At 39.9% G+C, this 18,479-nt stretch carries 11 protein-coding genes and 1 pseudogene; all 12 read left to right on the top strand.

The genetic code is table 11. The features are described 5' to 3' along the window. Positions 1 to 18 precede the first annotated feature (18 nt). Complete coding sequence (locus COD92_RS00805; RefSeq protein WP_098531132.1) at positions 19 to 1,788, top strand: ABC transporter ATP-binding protein; 1,770 nt, start codon at positions 19 to 21, stop codon at positions 1,786 to 1,788. Next, the gene (locus tag COD92_RS00800; protein WP_098531131.1) at positions 1,775 to 3,556 is read left to right on the top strand and encodes an ABC transporter ATP-binding protein; all 1,782 of its coding nucleotides are present in this window, start codon (positions 1,775 to 1,777) and stop codon (positions 3,554 to 3,556) included. Before COD92_RS00805 ends, COD92_RS00800 begins: the two co-directional genes overlap by 14 nt. Positions 3,557 to 3,656: 100 nt before the next feature. Continuing rightward, positions 3,657 to 5,483: a heparinase II/III family protein gene (locus COD92_RS00795; RefSeq protein ID WP_098995833.1), complete on the top strand. Its 1,827-nt coding sequence runs from the start codon at positions 3,657 to 3,659 to the stop codon at positions 5,481 to 5,483. Positions 5,484 to 5,497: 14 nt separating this feature from the next. Continuing rightward, a complete protein-coding gene (locus COD92_RS00790; RefSeq protein WP_098531129.1) occupies positions 5,498 to 6,625 on the top strand; it encodes a glycoside hydrolase family 88 protein in 1,128 nt (375 codons plus the stop codon). Positions 6,626 to 6,674: 49 nt separating this feature from the next. Continuing rightward, positions 6,675 to 8,537: a DUF2264 domain-containing protein gene (locus tag COD92_RS00785; RefSeq protein ID WP_098531128.1), complete on the top strand. Its 1,863-nt coding sequence runs from the start codon at positions 6,675 to 6,677 to the stop codon at positions 8,535 to 8,537. Positions 8,538 to 8,784: 247 nt separating this feature from the next. After that, the gene (locus COD92_RS00780) at positions 8,785 to 9,777 is read left to right on the top strand and encodes a galactan degradation operon transcriptional regulator GanR (RefSeq protein ID WP_098531127.1); all 993 of its coding nucleotides are present in this window, start codon (positions 8,785 to 8,787) and stop codon (positions 9,775 to 9,777) included. A gap of 154 nt (positions 9,778 to 9,931) precedes the next feature. After that, positions 9,932 to 11,212, top strand: coding sequence for an arabinogalactan oligomer ABC transporter substrate-binding protein GanS (ganS, locus tag COD92_RS00775; RefSeq protein WP_098995832.1), 1,281 nt, complete (start codon positions 9,932 to 9,934; stop codon positions 11,210 to 11,212). A 218-nt stretch (positions 11,213 to 11,430) separates the two neighbouring features. Continuing rightward, positions 11,431 to 12,687 (top strand): galactooligosaccharide ABC transporter permease GanP, encoded by a 1,257-nt coding sequence (gene ganP / locus COD92_RS00770; RefSeq protein WP_098531125.1) that lies wholly within the window; start codon positions 11,431 to 11,433, stop codon positions 12,685 to 12,687. A 3-nt stretch (positions 12,688 to 12,690) separates the two neighbouring features. Further along, positions 12,691 to 13,542, top strand: coding sequence for a galactooligosaccharide ABC transporter permease GanQ (gene ganQ, locus COD92_RS00765; protein ID WP_098531124.1), 852 nt, complete (start codon positions 12,691 to 12,693; stop codon positions 13,540 to 13,542). Between the two features lie 39 nt (positions 13,543 to 13,581). Further along, complete coding sequence (locus COD92_RS00760; protein WP_480254005.1) at positions 13,582 to 15,648, top strand: beta-galactosidase GanA; 2,067 nt, start codon at positions 13,582 to 13,584, stop codon at positions 15,646 to 15,648. A gap of 773 nt (positions 15,649 to 16,421) precedes the next feature. Further along, positions 16,422 to 17,582: pseudogene (gene ganB / locus COD92_RS33545) on the top strand (arabinogalactan endo-beta-1,4-galactanase); the annotation flags it as partial. A gap of 12 nt (positions 17,583 to 17,594) precedes the next feature. Further along, positions 17,595 to 18,275 carry an Ig-like domain-containing protein gene (locus COD92_RS33540; RefSeq protein WP_483295667.1) on the top strand — a complete coding sequence of 227 codons (681 nt, stop codon included), beginning with the start codon at positions 17,595 to 17,597 and terminating at the stop codon, positions 18,273 to 18,275. The last annotated feature ends 204 nt before the right edge of the window (positions 18,276 to 18,479 follow it).

The following is an 18,479-nucleotide window of genomic DNA, read 5'->3' as shown; positions in this document are numbered from 1 at the left end:
GGGAGGGGGAGTTGAATTATGCAAAGCATACGGTGGGTGTGGGGGTATATTAAGAACTTTCGCATTCGATTATTCAGTGGACTATTTCTGGCATTAGCTGTTTCCATGCTAAACATGCTGAATCCATATTTTGCAGGAAAAATTGTCGATAAAGTGATTTATGGCCACCAGAACAATTTATTATGGCCCTTTTTAGGGACTATGATTGGGGTTACCGTTATCAAAACGGTCATTCGATATAATTACCAATTAATGTTTGAAGCAGTTTCACAAAACGTCATATTTAAAATTAGAGAACAATTGTATGACCGGCTTCAGCATTTAGATTTTAGTTTTTTCGATCGGACCAAAACGGGAGATATTATGGCCCGTATGACCGGGGATCTAGAAGCTGTAAGGCATTTTACGGCGTGGGCTATTTATATGATCTTCGAAAATCTAACCATATTACTCATTGCGATTGGGTTTATGTTCTATATTAACCCATTATTGGCTTTGGCAATGATAGCGGTAACACCGATTATTGGTTTCTTTGCTACTCGCTTATCCTTTACGGTCAAACCGACCTTTACAGAGATTAGGGGACAGTTTGCACGGTTAAACTCAGTGGTACAGGAAAACATTAGCGGAAATCGGGTTGTAAAGGCATTTGCGAAGGAAGATTACGAAATTGACAAGTTTTCAGTCGAAAATGAGGCCTTTAAGGAAAAGAGTCTTGATTCTGCAAAAGTTTGGGAAAAATATTTGCCTGTGCTCGATTCACTTGCAGGAGTATTAACTGTTGTGATGATTTTGGTTGGAGGAATTATGGTCATTAATGGTTCGCTTACGTTTGGGGAATTAGTAACCTTTAATTCCTTGATTTGGGCGTTAAATAATCCTATGCGAATGGCTGGATGGTTAATCAATGATGTGCAGCGGTTTATTGCTTCAGCTGAAAAAGTGGAGGACTTGTTAAATACTGAACCAGAAATCACCAATGAAGCAAACCGAGCAGCTATTAGACACATTAGTGGGGGTGTTGAGTTTAACCATGTGTCCTTTAGTTATGGGGATGAACAGGTCCTGAAAGATATCAGCTTTAAAGTGCTTCCGGGCCAAACAGTAGGAATCATCGGTCCAACCGGAGCTGGTAAATCTACATTGGTAAACCTTTTAAGCCGTTTTTATGATACAGCCGGCGGGGAAGTAATAGTGGATGGGCTTAAAGTTAGAGATTGGGATATTTCTAAATTGAGAGATAGTATGGCCATGGTCATGCAGGATATATTCCTATTCTCCGATACGATTGAGGGGAATATTGCGTATGGGAATCCAGATGCTACCTTGGAAATGGTGCAATCTGCTGCTAAAATGGCGGAGGCTCATGATTTTATTACCAACCTTCCAGAAGGTTACGACACGATTATTGGGGAACGGGGTGTAGGTCTTTCGGGAGGCCAAAGGCAAAGGATTGCTTTAGCCCGGGCTATTCTAAAGAACCCATCCGTCCTAGTCCTTGATGACACAACATCAGCTGTCGATATGGAAACGGAGCTTCGTATCCAGCGGACATTAAAGTCATTACTAAAAGAGAAGACATGTTTTATCATTGCTCATCGGATTTCTTCTGTAAAAGAGGCTGATTTAATCCTTGTAATGGAAAATGGCGAAATCATTGAAAGAGGTAAGCATAAAGAGCTGCTTGCGAAAAAAGGGTATTACTACAAAGTGTTTATGAATCAAAATGGCAATTTTGATGGTCAGCACAATGGTGAGGATGTGATCTATCTCAATGGCGCGCAATAAATTTGATGTGGATGAAGAGTTGGAATCACCATTCAGCTTTGTTCATCTGAAACGATTATTTACTTATTTAAAACCGTACAGAAAAAAGATTCTATTAACCGTTTTGATTATGCTGATTGCCAGCGGAGCAAATTTAATTGGACCCTATTTAATAAAAAAAGCAATCGATGATAGTATTCCGAACAAGGATGTAGGAAGTTTAGTGGTCCTTTCCTGCATCTACCTTGGTGCCCTAGTGATTACCGGGATTTGTATGAAATTCAGAATTAGAATGATGTCCGAGATAGGGCAGAGCGTCATCCTCAACATTAGAAAAGACTTGTTTACCCATTTGCAAAAATTGTCTTTTTCCTTTTATGACAGCAGGCCGCACGGGAAGATTTTAGTGAGGGTGGTTAACTATGTTAACTCCTTAAGTGATTTATTATCAAATGGATTAATTAATTTGATTACGGACCTGTTTAGCCTGTTCGTTATTGTCGGTTTTATGTTAGCGATTGATGTAAAGTTAACGCTAATGGCAATGCTCGGATTTCCTGTCCTTGCTGCCGTCATTCTCCTTATTAAAAATGCACAGCGGAAAGCATGGCAAACTTTAAGTAATAAGCAGTCCAACATGAATGCTTATATTCATGAAAGTATCAATGGGATTAAAGTAACTCAGGCCTTTACAAGGGAAGAGGAAAATAAACGAATCTTTAGAGATGTATCGGAAAGTTATCGAAGCTCCTGGATGAAAGCGGTTAGAATCCAGTTCCTGCTATGGCCTTCGATTGAGAATATTTCGATTCTCACTACTTCGATTATTTATGTATTCGGTATATCCCAGATTGGAGAAGGAGTAACTGTCGGTGCTTTGGTTGCCTTTGTTGGCTATATAAGCATGTTTTGGGCTCCAATTGCCAATATCGGAAACTTCTACAATGCGATTATTAATGCAACGGCCTATTTGGAACGAATTTTTGAAATGATCGATGAAAAGCCTACCGTAGAAGATCAACCAAATGCTGTGGAGCTTCCTCTTATTAAAGGAAAAGTTGAATTCAAGGATGTTGTCTTTGAATATGAAGAAGGCGAAAGAATCCTTAAAAATGTAAGTTTCTCTGTCAATCCTGGTGAAACCATCGCACTTGTGGGTGCTACCGGATCGGGAAAGACCACAATTGTCAGCTTGCTCAGCCGATTTTATGATGTAAGCACCGGAAAAATAGAAATTGACGGTGTTGATATCAATACAGTTACCATTCCTTCTCTAAGGAAGCAAATGGGCGTTATGCTTCAAGATCCATTTATTTTTTCTGGCACAATTATGGATAATATCCGTTATGGCCGGCTTGATGCTACAGACGAGGAAGTGATCGCGGCTGCGAAGGCTGTCCAGGCACATCAGTTTATCAGCGGTCTAGCCGATGGTTATCTAACAGAGGTCAACGAACGTGGCACAAGGCTTTCTACTGGACAGAGACAATTGATTTCCTTTGCCCGTGCACTCTTGGCCGATCCTAAGATCTTAATTCTGGATGAGGCTACCTCTTCGATTGATACGGAAACAGAGCTGGCGCTGCAAAAAGGCCTTGAGACCTTGCTTGCCGGAAGAACATCTTTTATTATTGCTCACCGCCTTTCTACGATTCAAAATGCAAACCGTATCCTTGTCATTGATAAAGGCAAAATCATCGAGGAAGGATCGCATAACGAGTTATTAAGCCGAAAGAGTTACTATTGGAACCTGCACCAATCACAACATCAATCCTTAGAAGTGGGATAAATAAGAATAAAAGAGAAGGGTATAAGGAATCTGGTAAAAGCCGGATTCCTCTTTTTAAAAGGCTTTTTCCGTAAGTAAGGTAAATTAGGAGGTGAAAGGCTTGATCATTGTTGATTATAAAAGATTGCTAGAAGTGAATACTTCTTTGTTATTTTCAAGCATGGAAGAAAAAAACAAATGGTGGAGATCTATCAGCCACAATGCCGCTTTTCAACCGCTTCTTGATGAAATTAGGAATGAGGCAGGGAGGCTATTGACAGAAAAAGACCCAGAGCTGCCTTATTCACTGTTTAAAATTTTTGCTGAAACGGGTTTCAGGCTTGAATATGAAAAGGTTTATTTTGAAAAGAGGAGACGGCTGAATACATTTGCGATCATGGTTTTGCTCGAACCTACAAACATTGATTATTTAACGGCGTTGGAAAATACCATTTGGTCGATTTGTAATGAGTACAGCTGGTGCCTGCCCGCTCATTTGCTAAATAGTCCGGAAACATCGGTACAAGTCAGTTACTCATTAAAAGAGGCTTTTGTGCAAACATATTCGATTGACTTGTTTGCAGCTGAAACCGCATTTTCTTTGGCAGAAATATTGAGACTCACAGAGGATTACTTGAATCCGCTCATTTGTAAGCGTATTTATGACGAAGTATTTAAACGAATCTTTCATCCATTTATGGAAAATCAATTTGGATGGGAAACACAGACCCATAATTGGGCTGCTGTTTGTGCGGGATCAATTGGGTCAGCGGCGCTGCATTTAATGAAGGATACTGGAGAACTCGCCATAGTAATAGAGCGGGTGCTTCCAGCCATGGATTCTTATTTAAAAGGTTTCAATGATGATGGCATTTGTCTTGAGGGGTACGGCTACTGGCAATATGGCTTTGGCTATTATGTGTATTTTGCAGACTTATTAAAAAAGAGGACTGGAGGCAAGTGGAACCTCTTTGTTTCTGAAAAGGTCCATCAGATTGCCCTCTTTCAACAAAGGTGTTTTCTGAGTCGGAACTTGGTTGTGAACTTTTCAGATGCCCAGCCGACAGCCACCGTTTTTTTAGGCATGAGTCATTATTTAAGCAGAATTTACAATGATTTTGAGGTCCCGGAACAGGATTTACGCGCGAAGTATACAGAGGATCATTGCAGCAGATGGGCTCCAGCCATTCGCAATCTACTATGGTTTGATGAAACGGCATTACCGACACAAAGGAAGAGCGAAACCTTTTACTCGGAAAAACCTGCATGGTTTATTTCAAGGCATCAATCAGAATTCGGCTGTTTTTCCTTCGCAGCAAAAGGCGGTCATAATGATGAACCTCATAATCATAATGATCTCGGCCATTTTATCTTGCAAGGTAATAATGAAGTGTTTTTAAAAGATTTGGGCGCTGGTTTATACACTAAAGATTACTTTAATGACAAACGCTATACGTATTTATGTAACGGTTCCCAGGGACATTCTGTTCCTATTATTAATAATCAATTTCAAAAAGAAGGTCCAGAGCGTTTTGCCAGCATCTGTAATGCTTCATTTGAAGAAGAGGTTGATACCTTTGAATTGGATATTACAAATGCGTATGAAGTAGACAGTCTTCAAAAATTATCCCGAAAGTTTACTTGGATAAAAAGAAAACAGCCTAAGCTAATTTTGGAAGACATCTACACTTGTAAAGAACAACCCGATTCTATTATTGAACGATTTATCATACCATCACTTTCCATAACGATGGATGGTAAAGGAGTGATCCTTGAGGGACAACAAAGGCTCAGAATTTTATATGACAAAACAAAGCTAAGGCTAGTAGTAAGAATACTAGAATTTGAGAACCATTTTGGAAAAACGGAAAATAATATTGCACTTGATTTTATTGTAATAAATCCAGAAAAGGATTGTAGTGTTAAATTGGTTTTTCAATTTGAATAGAAAGGGTGAAGAAAATGACAGAACAATTAAACTGGGTAAATGAAGCATGGCAGCAAGTTACACAAAAAATAAACAGAACCAGCAAAACAATAGGAGCCAATTTTCCGCATGCAAGTGAAAACGGGACTTATATTCTTGCGGAACCGCACTGGTGGACAGCTGGTTTTTGGCCTGGATTGCTGTGGCTGGTGTATCAGGATACGAAAGATGCTGCATTAAAGCAGCTGGCAGAGGAATGTGAGGCCAAGCTGGACACTGTCCAAAATGAGTATTACCGGCTCGATCATGATATGGGGTTTATGTGGACTCTAACCAGTGTTGCCCACTATAAACTCTTAGGAAATGAGGATTCCAAACGTCGTGCACTCTTGGCTGCCAATCTCCTCATGGGAAGATTTAATGTAAATGGAAATTTTATCAGAGCTTGGAATCCATGGACAGAGGGAGAAGACAATAGCGGGGTAGCGATTATTGATTGTATGATGAATTTGCCGCTATTGTACTGGGCAAATAAAGAAACAGGTGATCCAAGATTCAAAAGTGTTGCCAAAAGGCATGCTGACACGGTGCTGGAGCATTTCATCCGGAATGATGGCAGTGTACACCATATTGTCCGATTTGATCCCGAAAGCGGAAGTAAGGTTGAGGCTTTGGGGGGACAAGGCTACGGCCCGGACTCAGCATGGTCTAGAGGAACCGCCTGGGCGATTTATGGTCTGACATTGTGTTACCACTATACTAAAGAAGCAAAATACCTGGAAACTGCCAAAAGAGTGGCTCATTTCTTTATCTCCCATCTCCCGGAGGATTTTGTTCCTGATTGGGATTTCCGCCTTCCTGCAGATATCGATTCACCAACGGATTCTTCTGCAGGTGCTATAGCCGCATCGGGTCTCTTGTTATTGGCAACTGAGGTAACCGCAGCAGAAGCACCTGTTTACAAACGGGCTGGGGAGAAAATCCTCGAATCCCTTTACAGGAATTATGGTAATTGGGATGGTTCGGAGGAGGAAGGGTTAATCCTGCATGGGACAAGCCATTTTCCTGAAGGGAAATATACAGATAACCCACTGATTTATGGGGATTACTATTTTGTTGAAGGGCTTGCTAGATTAAAAGGTTACAAGGAATTATTTTGGTAGAATAATCGGCCAGCACGTGGCCACTTGTCATTAAAAGGAGCTATCGTATATGTTAAAACTAGATTTACCTATACAAAAGAATCCTCTCCAATCACGACGAGATTTTATTAATGCCGTAAATCAAATTATAAACCCATTGAAGCCCTATTACAGTAAGGGAAGAGCACTTTTAGAAATTGGAAGTACAGGTGCCGGTTACTCTGATTCAATTGCTGGAATGGAGGGGTTCTCAAGGGTGCTTTGGGGTCTCGTTCCACTATTGGCTGGAGGAGAAGAATCGGAAATCTGGGAAGATTGTCTGCAAGGAATCAAGAATGGTACAAACCCTTCCCATGAGGAATACTGGGGAGAAATTACCGACTTCCATCAAAAGGCAGTCGAAATGGCGGCATTTGGCTATTGCTTAGCACTAACACCTGAAAAAGTCTGGGAACCACTAAATAATCAAGATAAAGGGAATTTATATAATTGGCTCAATCAAATTAATCAAATCAAAGTATATGATTGTAATTGGCTGTTTTTTCCTGTGCTTGTGAACCTTGGTTTTAAGAGAGTGGGATTACCTTATGACCAGGAAAAAGTGAAGGAAAACCTTGACCGTATAGACCAATTTCATTTAGGAGAAGGATGGTATGCGGACGGAAAAGATGCTCATTGTGACTATTACGGGCCATTTGCGATCCATTTTTACAGTCTTCTATATTCAGCACTGATGAGTGAAGAGGATCCAATAAGGGCGCAGCGCTATAAAAGCAGAGCCGAGGCTTACGCTAAAGACTTTATCTATTGGTTTAGTAGTGATGGTTCTGCCCTTCCATATGGAAGAAGCTTAACCTATAGATTTGCCCAATCTGCCTTTTGGAGTGCCCTCGTATATGCTGGAGCGGAGCCGTTTCCTATGGGTGTGATGAAGGGACTGATCTTAAGGAACCTCCGCTGGTGGTTCAGTCAGCCTATTTTTGCTTCTAATGGTTTGTTGACAATTGGCTATCGCTATCCCAATTTGCTTATGGCGGAAAATTACAATTCACCCGGCTCACCGTATTGGGCCCTGAAGACCTTTTTACCTATAGCGTTGCCAGAGAATCATCCTTTTTGGCGGGCAGAAGAAATGCCGCTTCCAGTTTTAAAAACGAAGGTGGTTCAACCAGCACCACGCTTTATATTGTGCAGACGGGATGACAACGACCATCTTGTTGCGTTTAACGCGGGATATCAGCATACGAATGACCACTCCCATACTGCGGCCAAATACGAAAAGTTTGTTTACTCAAATGTATTTGGTTTTAGTGTATCAAAAGCAGAGTGGGGGCTTGGGCAAAGTGCATTTGATTCAATGCTGGCTGTCAGCGAGTGTGACAACATTTTTAGGGGTAAAAGAAAGAGTGAAGAATATACCATTGATGAAAACTTGATTTATACAAAATGGAGTCCATGGAAGGATGTCGTGATTCGGACCTGGATTGTGGCGGGGATACCATGGCATATCCGTATCCATTGTATTGAGACAAGTAGGAGCCTCGATGTTGCGGATGGGGGATTCGCACTAGGACTAGAACATAAGGCATGTATAGATCAAAAAATGGAAGTATTGGCGAATAAGCTAGAAAGCTTAGCCGTATTACCGTGGGGAGCAAGCGGCATCAAAAGTATTTATGGAAACGGGCAGCCGGAGTTGGTCTATCCTAATGCAAACACGAATTTGGTGAATACCCGTACAGTCATTCCGACAGTAAAGGCAAGCCTTAATCCAGGTACGCACTGGCTGGTAAATGCGGTGTTTGGGCAACCGGGCAGTGTGAATGCTATTAATCTATGGGACAATGTACCGCATGTTGTGGTTACGGATGTAGAAATTATTATTGGAGAGGGACTTGAGAAAATTACTATTCCAATGGGTAAGGGAGATTAGCAAGAAAGAGCCTGGGTATACAGGCTCTTTTCTTGTGTAAAAAAGCTTTGGCGATCTAGGATTTAGATACGACGTGGAGGAGTTGTAAACTAAAGTACTCTAGGAAAGCTTGACCTGTTTAAGAAAAACTAGTAAAATACAAGTAAAAAGTTTTACTTCGTTTTATGGAAACATACCATTGATAAATAAGTGAAATTAATATTTTTAAATTTTTATGTAAACGATAACAGAAGTGGAGGTGGATAGAATGGCGACAATAAAAGATATTGCCGAAGAGTCGGGTTTTTCAATCTCGACGGTTTCACGTGTCTTAAATAATGATCAAAGCCTTTCTGTTCCGGATGAAACAAGGGAAAAAATATATGAAATTGCAGAAAAACTAAACTATCGTAAGAAAACGGTAAGGCTTTTAGTAAAGAATATTGCCTTTTTGTATTGGTTAACAGACATTGAAGAATTAGAAGATGTCTATTTTAAGACCATGAGGATAGAAATTGAAAAGTGGGCAAGTAAATATAATATCGAGCTAACCACTTATAAAATAAGCGATGGAATCGAGAAAATCCCTGATACAATTGAGGGCTTTATTGCCGTAGGTATGTTTTCAGACAAAGAGTTAGCATACTTGAGAAAGATTACTACAAAGGGTGTTTTCCTCGATACAACACCAGACCCGAATCATTATGATTCCGTCCGGCCTGATTTAGTGCAAATGACGCGAAGAACTGTAGACTTTCTAATAGAAAAAGGCCATTCCAATATCGGTTTAATTGGCGGTACCTATCATAACCCCAATACAGATCAAGATGAAATGGATATTCGTGAACAGACGTTTCGTTCGTATATGGTGGAGAAGGGGTTATTAAAGGAGCAATTTATTTTTTGTCACAGAGGTTTTTCTGTAGAAACTGGCTACCGTTTGATGACGGATGCCATAAAAAAACTCGGTGATGGATTACCCACCGCCTTCTTTATTGCAGCAGATCCGATTGCCGTTGGCTGTCTGCAAGCATTAAATGAAAATGGAATCGCCATTCCCAATCGTGTAAGCATTATTAGTATTAACAATATTAGTGTAGTAAAATATGTTTCGCCGCCATTGACTACATTTCATATTGATTTGAAGGAAATATGTAAAAACGCTATCGAATTGCTTTTGGAACAAGTGCTGGAAAAACGTAAAATCGTAAAGACTTTATATTTAGGATCGGAGTTAATAGTCAGAAAAAGTACCAATTAGAGAGCAGTAAAGTTACTGCTCTTCTTTTTTTATTAATTTTCGTAAAAAAGTTCACTTAATTTAGTAAAAAAGTTGTTTACACTTTTTCTTAACGGTGATATATTTATTCTTGTAAACCGCTTTCACTCATTTGACTTGAAAGGACGAAAAAGATATGAAAAATTTTAAGAAATATGCCGGGATCGTAGGTGGACTTGCACTGAGCTTCTCATTGGTTGCTTGTGGACCACAAGACAGTAGTAAGTCAGGTTCTGATACTGCAAATAAAGATTCAAAAGAAACAAAACAATTACTAGTTTGGGAAGACCAACAAAAATCTGCTGGTATCAAGGATGCTATTACCCAGTTTGAAAAAGATCATAATGTAAAAATCAAAGTGGTTGAAAAACCATACGCAAAACAAATTGAAGGCTTACGTCTAGATGGTCCAGCTGGGACAGGCCCCGATGTATTAACAATGCCTGGTGACCAAATTGGTACAGCTGTAACCGAAGGGTTAATTAAAGAGTTAAACGTTGGTGACGATGTTCAATCCATTTATACGGATGTTGCTATGCAGTCGCAAAAAGTAGATGGCAAGGTTTACGGTCTTCCAAAAGCAGTGGAAACAACAATGCTTTACTATAATAAAGACCTAATTGCAGAGAAGGACCTGCCAAAAACTCTTAATGAATGGTACGAGTATGATAAGAAAGTAACTAAAGGCGGCAATTATGGATTTTTAGCTCTATTTGACCAAATTTATTATGCTCAAAGTGTAATGAGTGGTTATGGCGGCTACATCTTCAATAAAGATGATCAAGGTAAATATGACCCAGCGGACATCGGTATTAATAATAAAGGTGCGGTTCAAGGGGCAGAAATTATTCAAAAGTTTTATAAAGAAAAATTATTCCCTGCTGGTATTATCGGTGCACAAGGTATTAATGTTTTAGAATCATTATTTACGTCAGGTAAAGCAGCGGCAATCATTTCTGGACCTTGGAACATCGACCCGTTTACAAAGGCGGGCGTAAATTTTGGTGTAGCTAAACTTCCTGAGCTAGATAATGGTAAAAACATGAGTGCATTCGTCGGTGTGAAGAGCTATAACGTAAGTGCATATTCAAAAAATGCAGACCTTGCTCAAGAGCTAGTTGAATACTTAGCTAACAAAGATAATTCTAAGAAACGTTTTGAAATTACAAAAGAAGTTCCAGCTGTAAAAGATTTAGCTAATGACCCAGTTGTCACAGAGAGTGATGCAGCAAAAGCTGTTGCACAGCAATCTCAATTCTCAGAATTGACACCAAATATTCCTGAGATGAACGAAGTTTGGACACCTGCTGATGCAGCATTACAAACTATTGCAACTGGCAAGGCGGAACCAAAAGCAGCCTTAAATCAAGCGGCTGAAACTATTAAAGGACAAATAAAAGCAAAACACAGCAAATAATTAGGTATAAAGAATGGTGTCAAACGCCTAATGAGGTTTGACACCATTTGTTTTCTAATGATTCCTGACTTTGGATTATGTCTAGCTTCAGCGCCAAGCCCCTCGGGGTCATAAGCCAATCGCTTCGGAAGGCAAAAAGCGCCTTCTGTCAGCGCTTGTCTTATGCCTGTCGGTACTGGACGTGGCGCTTACGCTTTCAAATTAAAGAGGTGAAGAAAATGCAGTATCGTAAAACCGCCTTAGTACTTTCTGTTATTCCCGGGCTTGGGCAATTGTACAATAAACAATGGGTAAAAGGTTTGTTGTTCCTCATTTTAGGGATATCGTTCATTGCGGTATTTAAAGATTTATTAAATATGGGTTTTTGGGGGCTAATGACACTTGGGACGGAAGTGCCGCGGGATAATTCCATATTCCTGCTGGCAGAGGGGATTATTGCTCTGATTGTTACCTGTTTTGGACTTGCATTTTATTACGCAAATTTCCGGGATGCTTATAAGAATGGAAAAATGCGTGACGAAAACATGAATCCAAGTTCTCTTAAAGAAGATTATCAAAATTTAATTTCACAAGGTTATCCCTATGTTATTAGTGGACCTTCGCTATTTATTTTGATTTTCGCTGTTGTTTTTCCAATATTATTTAGCTTTGCATTAGCATTTACGAATTATGATTTATACCATTCTCCTCCAGCACACTTAGCTGATTGGGTTGGATTAAGTACATTTAAGCAAATATTTACAGTGGATATCTGGCGTTCAACCTTTTTCGATGTTTTAAGCTGGACGGTCATCTGGACACTTGTTGCTTCGACAGTGCAGGTTGCACTTGGTATTTTCTTAGCTGTACTAGTTAACCAAAAAGACCTTAAATTTAAGAGACTTTATCGTACGATTTTAGTTTTACCATGGGCGGTACCAGGATTTGTTACGATTTTGATTTTTGCCGGCCTATTTAATGACAGTTTTGGTGCGATTAATAATACGATTTTAGCTGCGTTTGGCATTGATCCTATTCCTTGGATGACCAATGCTGCTTGGTCCAAATTAGCGCTTATCCTAATGCAGGGCTGGCTTGGATTTCCGTATATATTCATCGTGACTACAGGTGTCCTTCAGTCTATTCCTGACGACCTTTATGAAGCGGCCACGATTGATGGGGCCTCTATCTTTGCGAAATTCAGACATATCACCATGCCAATGATTTTACTCGCAATGGCGCCAATTATTATCACGCAGTATACCTTTAACTTCAATAACTTCAATATTATTTACCTGTTCAACGGCGGAGGGCCAGCAGTTCCTGGTTCAAATGCCGGCGGAACCGATATATTAGTATCTTGGATCTACAAATTGACGATGCAATCAAGTCAATATTCACTGGCTGCTGCATTAACCATTTTGTTATCTGTTTTTGTCATTGCAATTGCTTTATGGCAATTCAGAAGAACAAATTCGTTTAAGGAGGGGGCTTAATAGATGTTAACAGGTATGAAGGGAAATCGATTTTTTCGTCTCTTTGCTTCCCATTTAATTTTAATTCTAATGGCGGTTATTATCATTTACCCCCTACTGTGGACAGTGGGAGCAAGCTTTAACCCCGGTAACAGTTTAGTCAGTAATTCGATTATTCCAAAAAATCCTACGTTGGATCATTATAAAGAGCTATTTGCAGGAAAAGAAAGTCTGCAATATGGGCATTGGTATTTAAATTCTCTTAAAATTAGTATTTTTACAATGATTGGGTCGGTTATCAGCGTTTCCTTTACGGCATATGCCTTTTCACGATTCCGCTTTAAAGGCAGAAAAAATGCTTTAACTCTGTTTTTGTTACTGCAGATGATTCCGCAGTTCTCAGCGTTAATTGCTCTGTTTGTACTGGCGCAGCTTCTAGGTATGATGAACAGTCACTGGCTCTTAATCCTCCTGTATATTGGCGGGACGATTCCAATGAATACGTATCTGATGAAAGGATATATGGACTCTATTCCTATGGACTTAGATGAGAGTGCCAAAATTGATGGTGCAAGCAATACAAGAATCTTCTTGCAAATTATCATGCCATTGTCACGGCCAATGTTAGCGGTTGTTGCGATGAATGGATTTACTGGTCCACTTGGGGATTTCGTTATGTCATCGACCATTTTGAGAACACCAGAATCTTACACATTGCCAATTGGACTCTACAATTTAGTCAATGAAGTAATGGGTGCAAGTTATACAACCTTTGCTGCAGGGGCCATTCTCATCAGTATACCTATTGCCGTAGCATTCCTGTTATTGCAAAAACACTTTGTTTCAGGCTTAACAGCAGGTGGAACAAAAGGTTAATGAATCGTGAGTATGAACTAATGGTAGAAGGAGATTATTATGACAAATCATGAAAAAAACTATACAACGAAAGCGAACTTCATGCTTCATGGAGGAGACTATAACCCGGATCAATGGTTAGATCGCCCAGATATATTAGCGGATGATATCAAATTGATGAAACTAGCTCATACGAATACCTTTTCCCTTGGAATTTTTGCTTGGGCTGCAATAGAGCCGGAAGAGGGAGTTTACAAGTTTGAATGGTTAGATGAGATTTTTAATAACATTCATGGAATTGGCGGACGTGTTATTCTAGCTACACCAAGCGGAGCACGTCCTGCTTGGATGTCACAGAAATATCCAGAAGTATTACGTGTGAATAGTGCAAGGGTAAAACAATTGCATGGCGGAAGACATAATCACTGTTTTACTTCAGAAGTTTATCGTGAAAAAACACAGAGGATGAATCGACTGCTGGCAGAACGATATGGTAATCATCCGGCTTTATTAATGTGGCACATCTCAAATGAGTACGGTGGCGAATGCTATTGTGACAAATGTCAAGATGCTTTTAGAAATTGGCTGAAAGAAAAATACAATCATGATCTTAAAGCTTTGAATGATGCTTGGTGGGGGCCGTTCTGGAGTCATACTTACAGTGACTGGTCACAGATTGAATCCCCATCTCCAATCGGAGAGAGCATGGTTCACGGATTAAACTTAGATTGGCGCAGGTTTGTCACTGACCAAACCATTTCATTCTTTGAAAATGAAATTGTCCCAATTAAGGAGTTAACACCTGATATACCGATTACGACAAACTTTATGGCTGACACGCATGAACTCATACCATTCCAAGCACTGGACTATAGCAAGTTTGCTAAACACCTTGATGTCATCAGCTGGGATGCGTACCCTGCGTGGCATAATGATTGGGAAAGTACGGCAGATTTAGCGATGCGAGTTGGCTTTATCGATGACTTATACCGCAGTCTAAAGCAAAAGCCATTTTTATTAATGGAATCTACCCCAAGTGGTGTCAACTGGCATAATGTTAATAAAGCAAAGCGTCCAGGTATGCATTTGCTTGCATCAATGCAAATGGTTGCTCATGGATCTGATAGTGTTATGTATTTCCAATGGCGGAAATCCCGTGGATCATCGGAAAAATTCCATGGCGCAGTGGTTGATCATGATAATAGTCCGGAAAATCGTGTTTTCAAAGAGGTTGCAAAAGTTGGTCAAACATTAGAAAAGCTGTCGGATGTTGTGGGGACAAATCGTCCGGCGGATGTGGCGATCCTGTATGATTGGGAAAGCAATTGGGCACTAAATGACGCTCAAGGGTTTGGATTGGAAACCAAGCGATATCCGCAAACATTAGTCGATCATTATCGTACCTTTTGGGAACAGGATATTCCGGTTGATGTGATTACAAAAGAACAAGATTTTTCTTCCTATAAATTATTGATTGTTCCAATGCTTTATTTAGTAAGTGAAGAAACCATTGCCCGTTTAAAGACCTTCGTTGCAAATGGCGGCAGATTGGTTATGACTTATATTAGCGGACTTGTCAATGAACATGATTTAACTTATCTTGGCGGCTGGCATAAGGACTTGCAAGAGATGTTTGGGATGAAGCCAATTGAAACTGATACTTTATATCCAAGTGATAAAAATTATGTAAGTTATCGCAGCCAGGTCTATGAATTGAAAGATTATGCAACTGTCATTGAACTTGATACTGCCAAGGCTGAAGCTCAATATAAGGTAGACTTTTATGCCAATACCCCAGCGGTTACGAGCCATCAGTATAATCAAGGTAAAACCTATTATCTTGGCGGCCGCTTAGAAGATGAGTTTCATCGAGAATTTTACCAGGAACTAATTAATGAGTTAGTACTGCAGCCTGTAGTTTCTGTAAAACATGAAAAGGGCGTATCGGTCCAGGTTAGACAAGCTCCTAAACATGACTATATTTTCGTTATGAATTTTACGGAAAAGAAGCAGCCAATTGTACTGGAGGACCATGTAAAAGATTTAGTTACTGGTGAAGAGCTTACAGGTGAGCTGATTCTGGAAACGTATGAGGTTCGTATTCTGGAAAAAGTAAGAAATAATTAATGGATGATTGTGAGCGGGAGCTTTTCCCGCTTGATTTGTCCAACCAATAGAAAACATCCATTTCGTTATTTTGAGTGGGTGTCTTTTCTATAGATTGATAGTTTTACAGTTTTGTGGAAACGTTTACTTGGTGATTTAGCAAAGATGTTGCTATAGTCATAAAAAACTTGAGAGGGTAGGAGAATATGAGAAGAATGGTCAAGCCGTTTGCAATGCTGTTAGCCATTGTGATGGTGTTTAGCACACTACTTTTGAATGGTCACATTAGCCTTGCTGCAGAATCACAAACACAATACTTAACAAATGGAGGATTTGAAAGTAATTTTTGGAATGATGGTTCATGGAATATTGAATCCTTAAATTGGGACAACATTGATATTCAACACTATTTATACTCCTCTGATACTTGGATGACGAAGGATGAAGGGGACCATGCTTTAAAGTATTGGATTAAGGAAACGGCTACAGAGGCTCCGTCTTTTACAGTAAAGCAGACGATCCCGACACTTCCTGCAGGAAGTTATGAATTATCGGTAAAATCGATGGGGGGAGCAAGTGCTGAAGCTGGCAATATTAAACTTTTTGCGGGAACGGAAACTATAAATGCTGTTGCCACAACAGGCTACAATGCATGGGGGACCATTACCTTGAAATTTGTTTTAAAACAAGAGACGTCTAATCTTCAAGTGGGAGCAACTGTAACCGGAGCACCAAAGGCATGGGGGTACTTAGATAGTTTTACCTTGAAATCTGTTCCTAAGGCCGTTGATGCTGATATTTTTGTTAAAAGAGTAGATGGACTCGATAAGGACTTTATTAAAGGCGTTGATGTTTCTAGTATCATTTCTTTAGAAAACAGCGGTGTTAAATTCTACAATGAGGCTGGAAAAAAACAGGACATTTTTAAAACATTGCATGAGGCTGGAGTTAATTATATTCGTGTCCGTGTATGGAATAATCCTTATGATTCAAAAGGAAATGGGTACGGCGGCGGTACTAACGATTTAGGGAGGGCGATTGAAATCGGTAAAAGGGCTACTGCTAATGGAATGAAGGTGTTAGTAGACTTCCATTATTCCGATTTCTGGGCCGATCCTGCTAAACAGCAGGTACCTAAGGCGTGGGCAAACTTAAGTTTCGAAGATAAGAAGAAAGCTTTATATAACTATACCAAAGATAGCTTGCAATCAATGAAGGCTGCGGGAGTTAGTATTGGTATGGTTCAGGTAGGAAATGAAACGAATGGAGGAGTTGCAGGGGAAAAGGATTGGACAAAAATAAGTGCTTTATTTAATGAAGGAAGTAAAGCAGTAAGAGCAGTTGATCCGAATATCTTAGTAGCTGTTCATTTTACAAACCCTGAAACAGCAGGCAGATATGCTTCTTATGCTAAAACTCTTGCTGATAATAATGTTGATTATGATGTATTTGCAAGCTCCTATTATCCATTCTGGCATGGCACCTTAAGTAATTTGACTTCTGTTCTAAAAAATGTTGCCGATACTTATGGCAAAGAAGTAATGGTGGCTGAAACCTCATATACTTATACCACAGCAGACGGAGATGGGCACGGAAATACAGCACCAAAGGATGCAGGTCAAACGTTAAATTACCCTATTACAGTTCAAGGTCAAGCTAATTCTGTACGGGACGTAATTCAAGCGATTGCGAATGTCGGTGAAGCTGGGATTGGTGTCTTTTACTGGGAGCCAGCTTGGATTCCAGTGGGACCGCTTGAAAAACTAAAGCAAAACCAAATGAAGTGGGAAAAATACGGATCAGGCTGGGCGTCAAGTTATGCAGGCGAATATGATCCTGAAGATGCTGGCAAGTGGTACGGCGGCAGTGCGGTAGACAACCAGGCGATGTTTGACTTTACTGGACATCCGCTTGCATCCCTAAATGTCTTTAAATATGTAGACACAGGAGCCGTTGCCCCGTTAAAAATTGACGAAATCAAAGATATATCGATAAGTGCTATCTCAGGGGAAAATATTAATTTACCAGATACTGTCGCTGTTACTTATAATGATGGAAGCAAAGGAACGGTAGCTGTTACTTGGGACAATGCAGCTCTACAGCAAGCCATCAGCGCGGGTGTTGGCACCTATGTGATTAATGGTATGGTCGAAGGTGGAATGACTATAAAGGCTAAACTTGAAATAAAGCCGCAAAACTTTGTAGTAAATCCAAGCTTTGAAAATAATGATAGGACCATGTGGAAGATTTCCTATGGAACGGGTACCACGCCACACGCCGACTTTCAACTAAAAGCTTCAGATGCTAAATCAGGGGATTATTCTCTCCACTTTTATTCTGGGACCGAGGTTAACTTTACCGTAGAGCAGACGATTGCAGGCTTAAAACCAGGGTACTATAATCTATCCACATTTCTACAAGGCGGAGATGCGCATAACTCCGAGATGTATCTGTTTGCAAAAGCTGGAGGTCAAGAATATAAAGTGGATTCTGCTGTAAATGGCTGGGTGAATTGGAGTAACCCTCAGATCGCTAACATATTTGTTAAAGAGGATGGAACGATTACGATTGGAGCAAGTATAAAGGCTGATGGTGGTGCATGGGGAAGTTTAGATGACTTTTATTTGTATCAGGTAAGCAATCAATAAGATATAAAAAGAGGCGCATGAAAAGTTTGGTTCATGCGTCTCTTTTTTATTTTGAAGTTTTAGTAATATTTTAGTAAGGTTGTATTCATTGATGAGTTCCTTTGCAAGAATCTATCTTCTCCTATACCAAACCACTTCAAGATTCCTACTCTCCTAAGCTACCTGTTTAAACCTTATCCGAGTATTGGAAACACGGAAACTTTT

This window comes from Bacillus sp. AFS037270 (genome assembly GCF_002585305.1).
The sequence above is the reverse complement of the archived record's forward strand: the minus strand, read 5'-3'. Positions and strand labels throughout refer to the sequence as shown.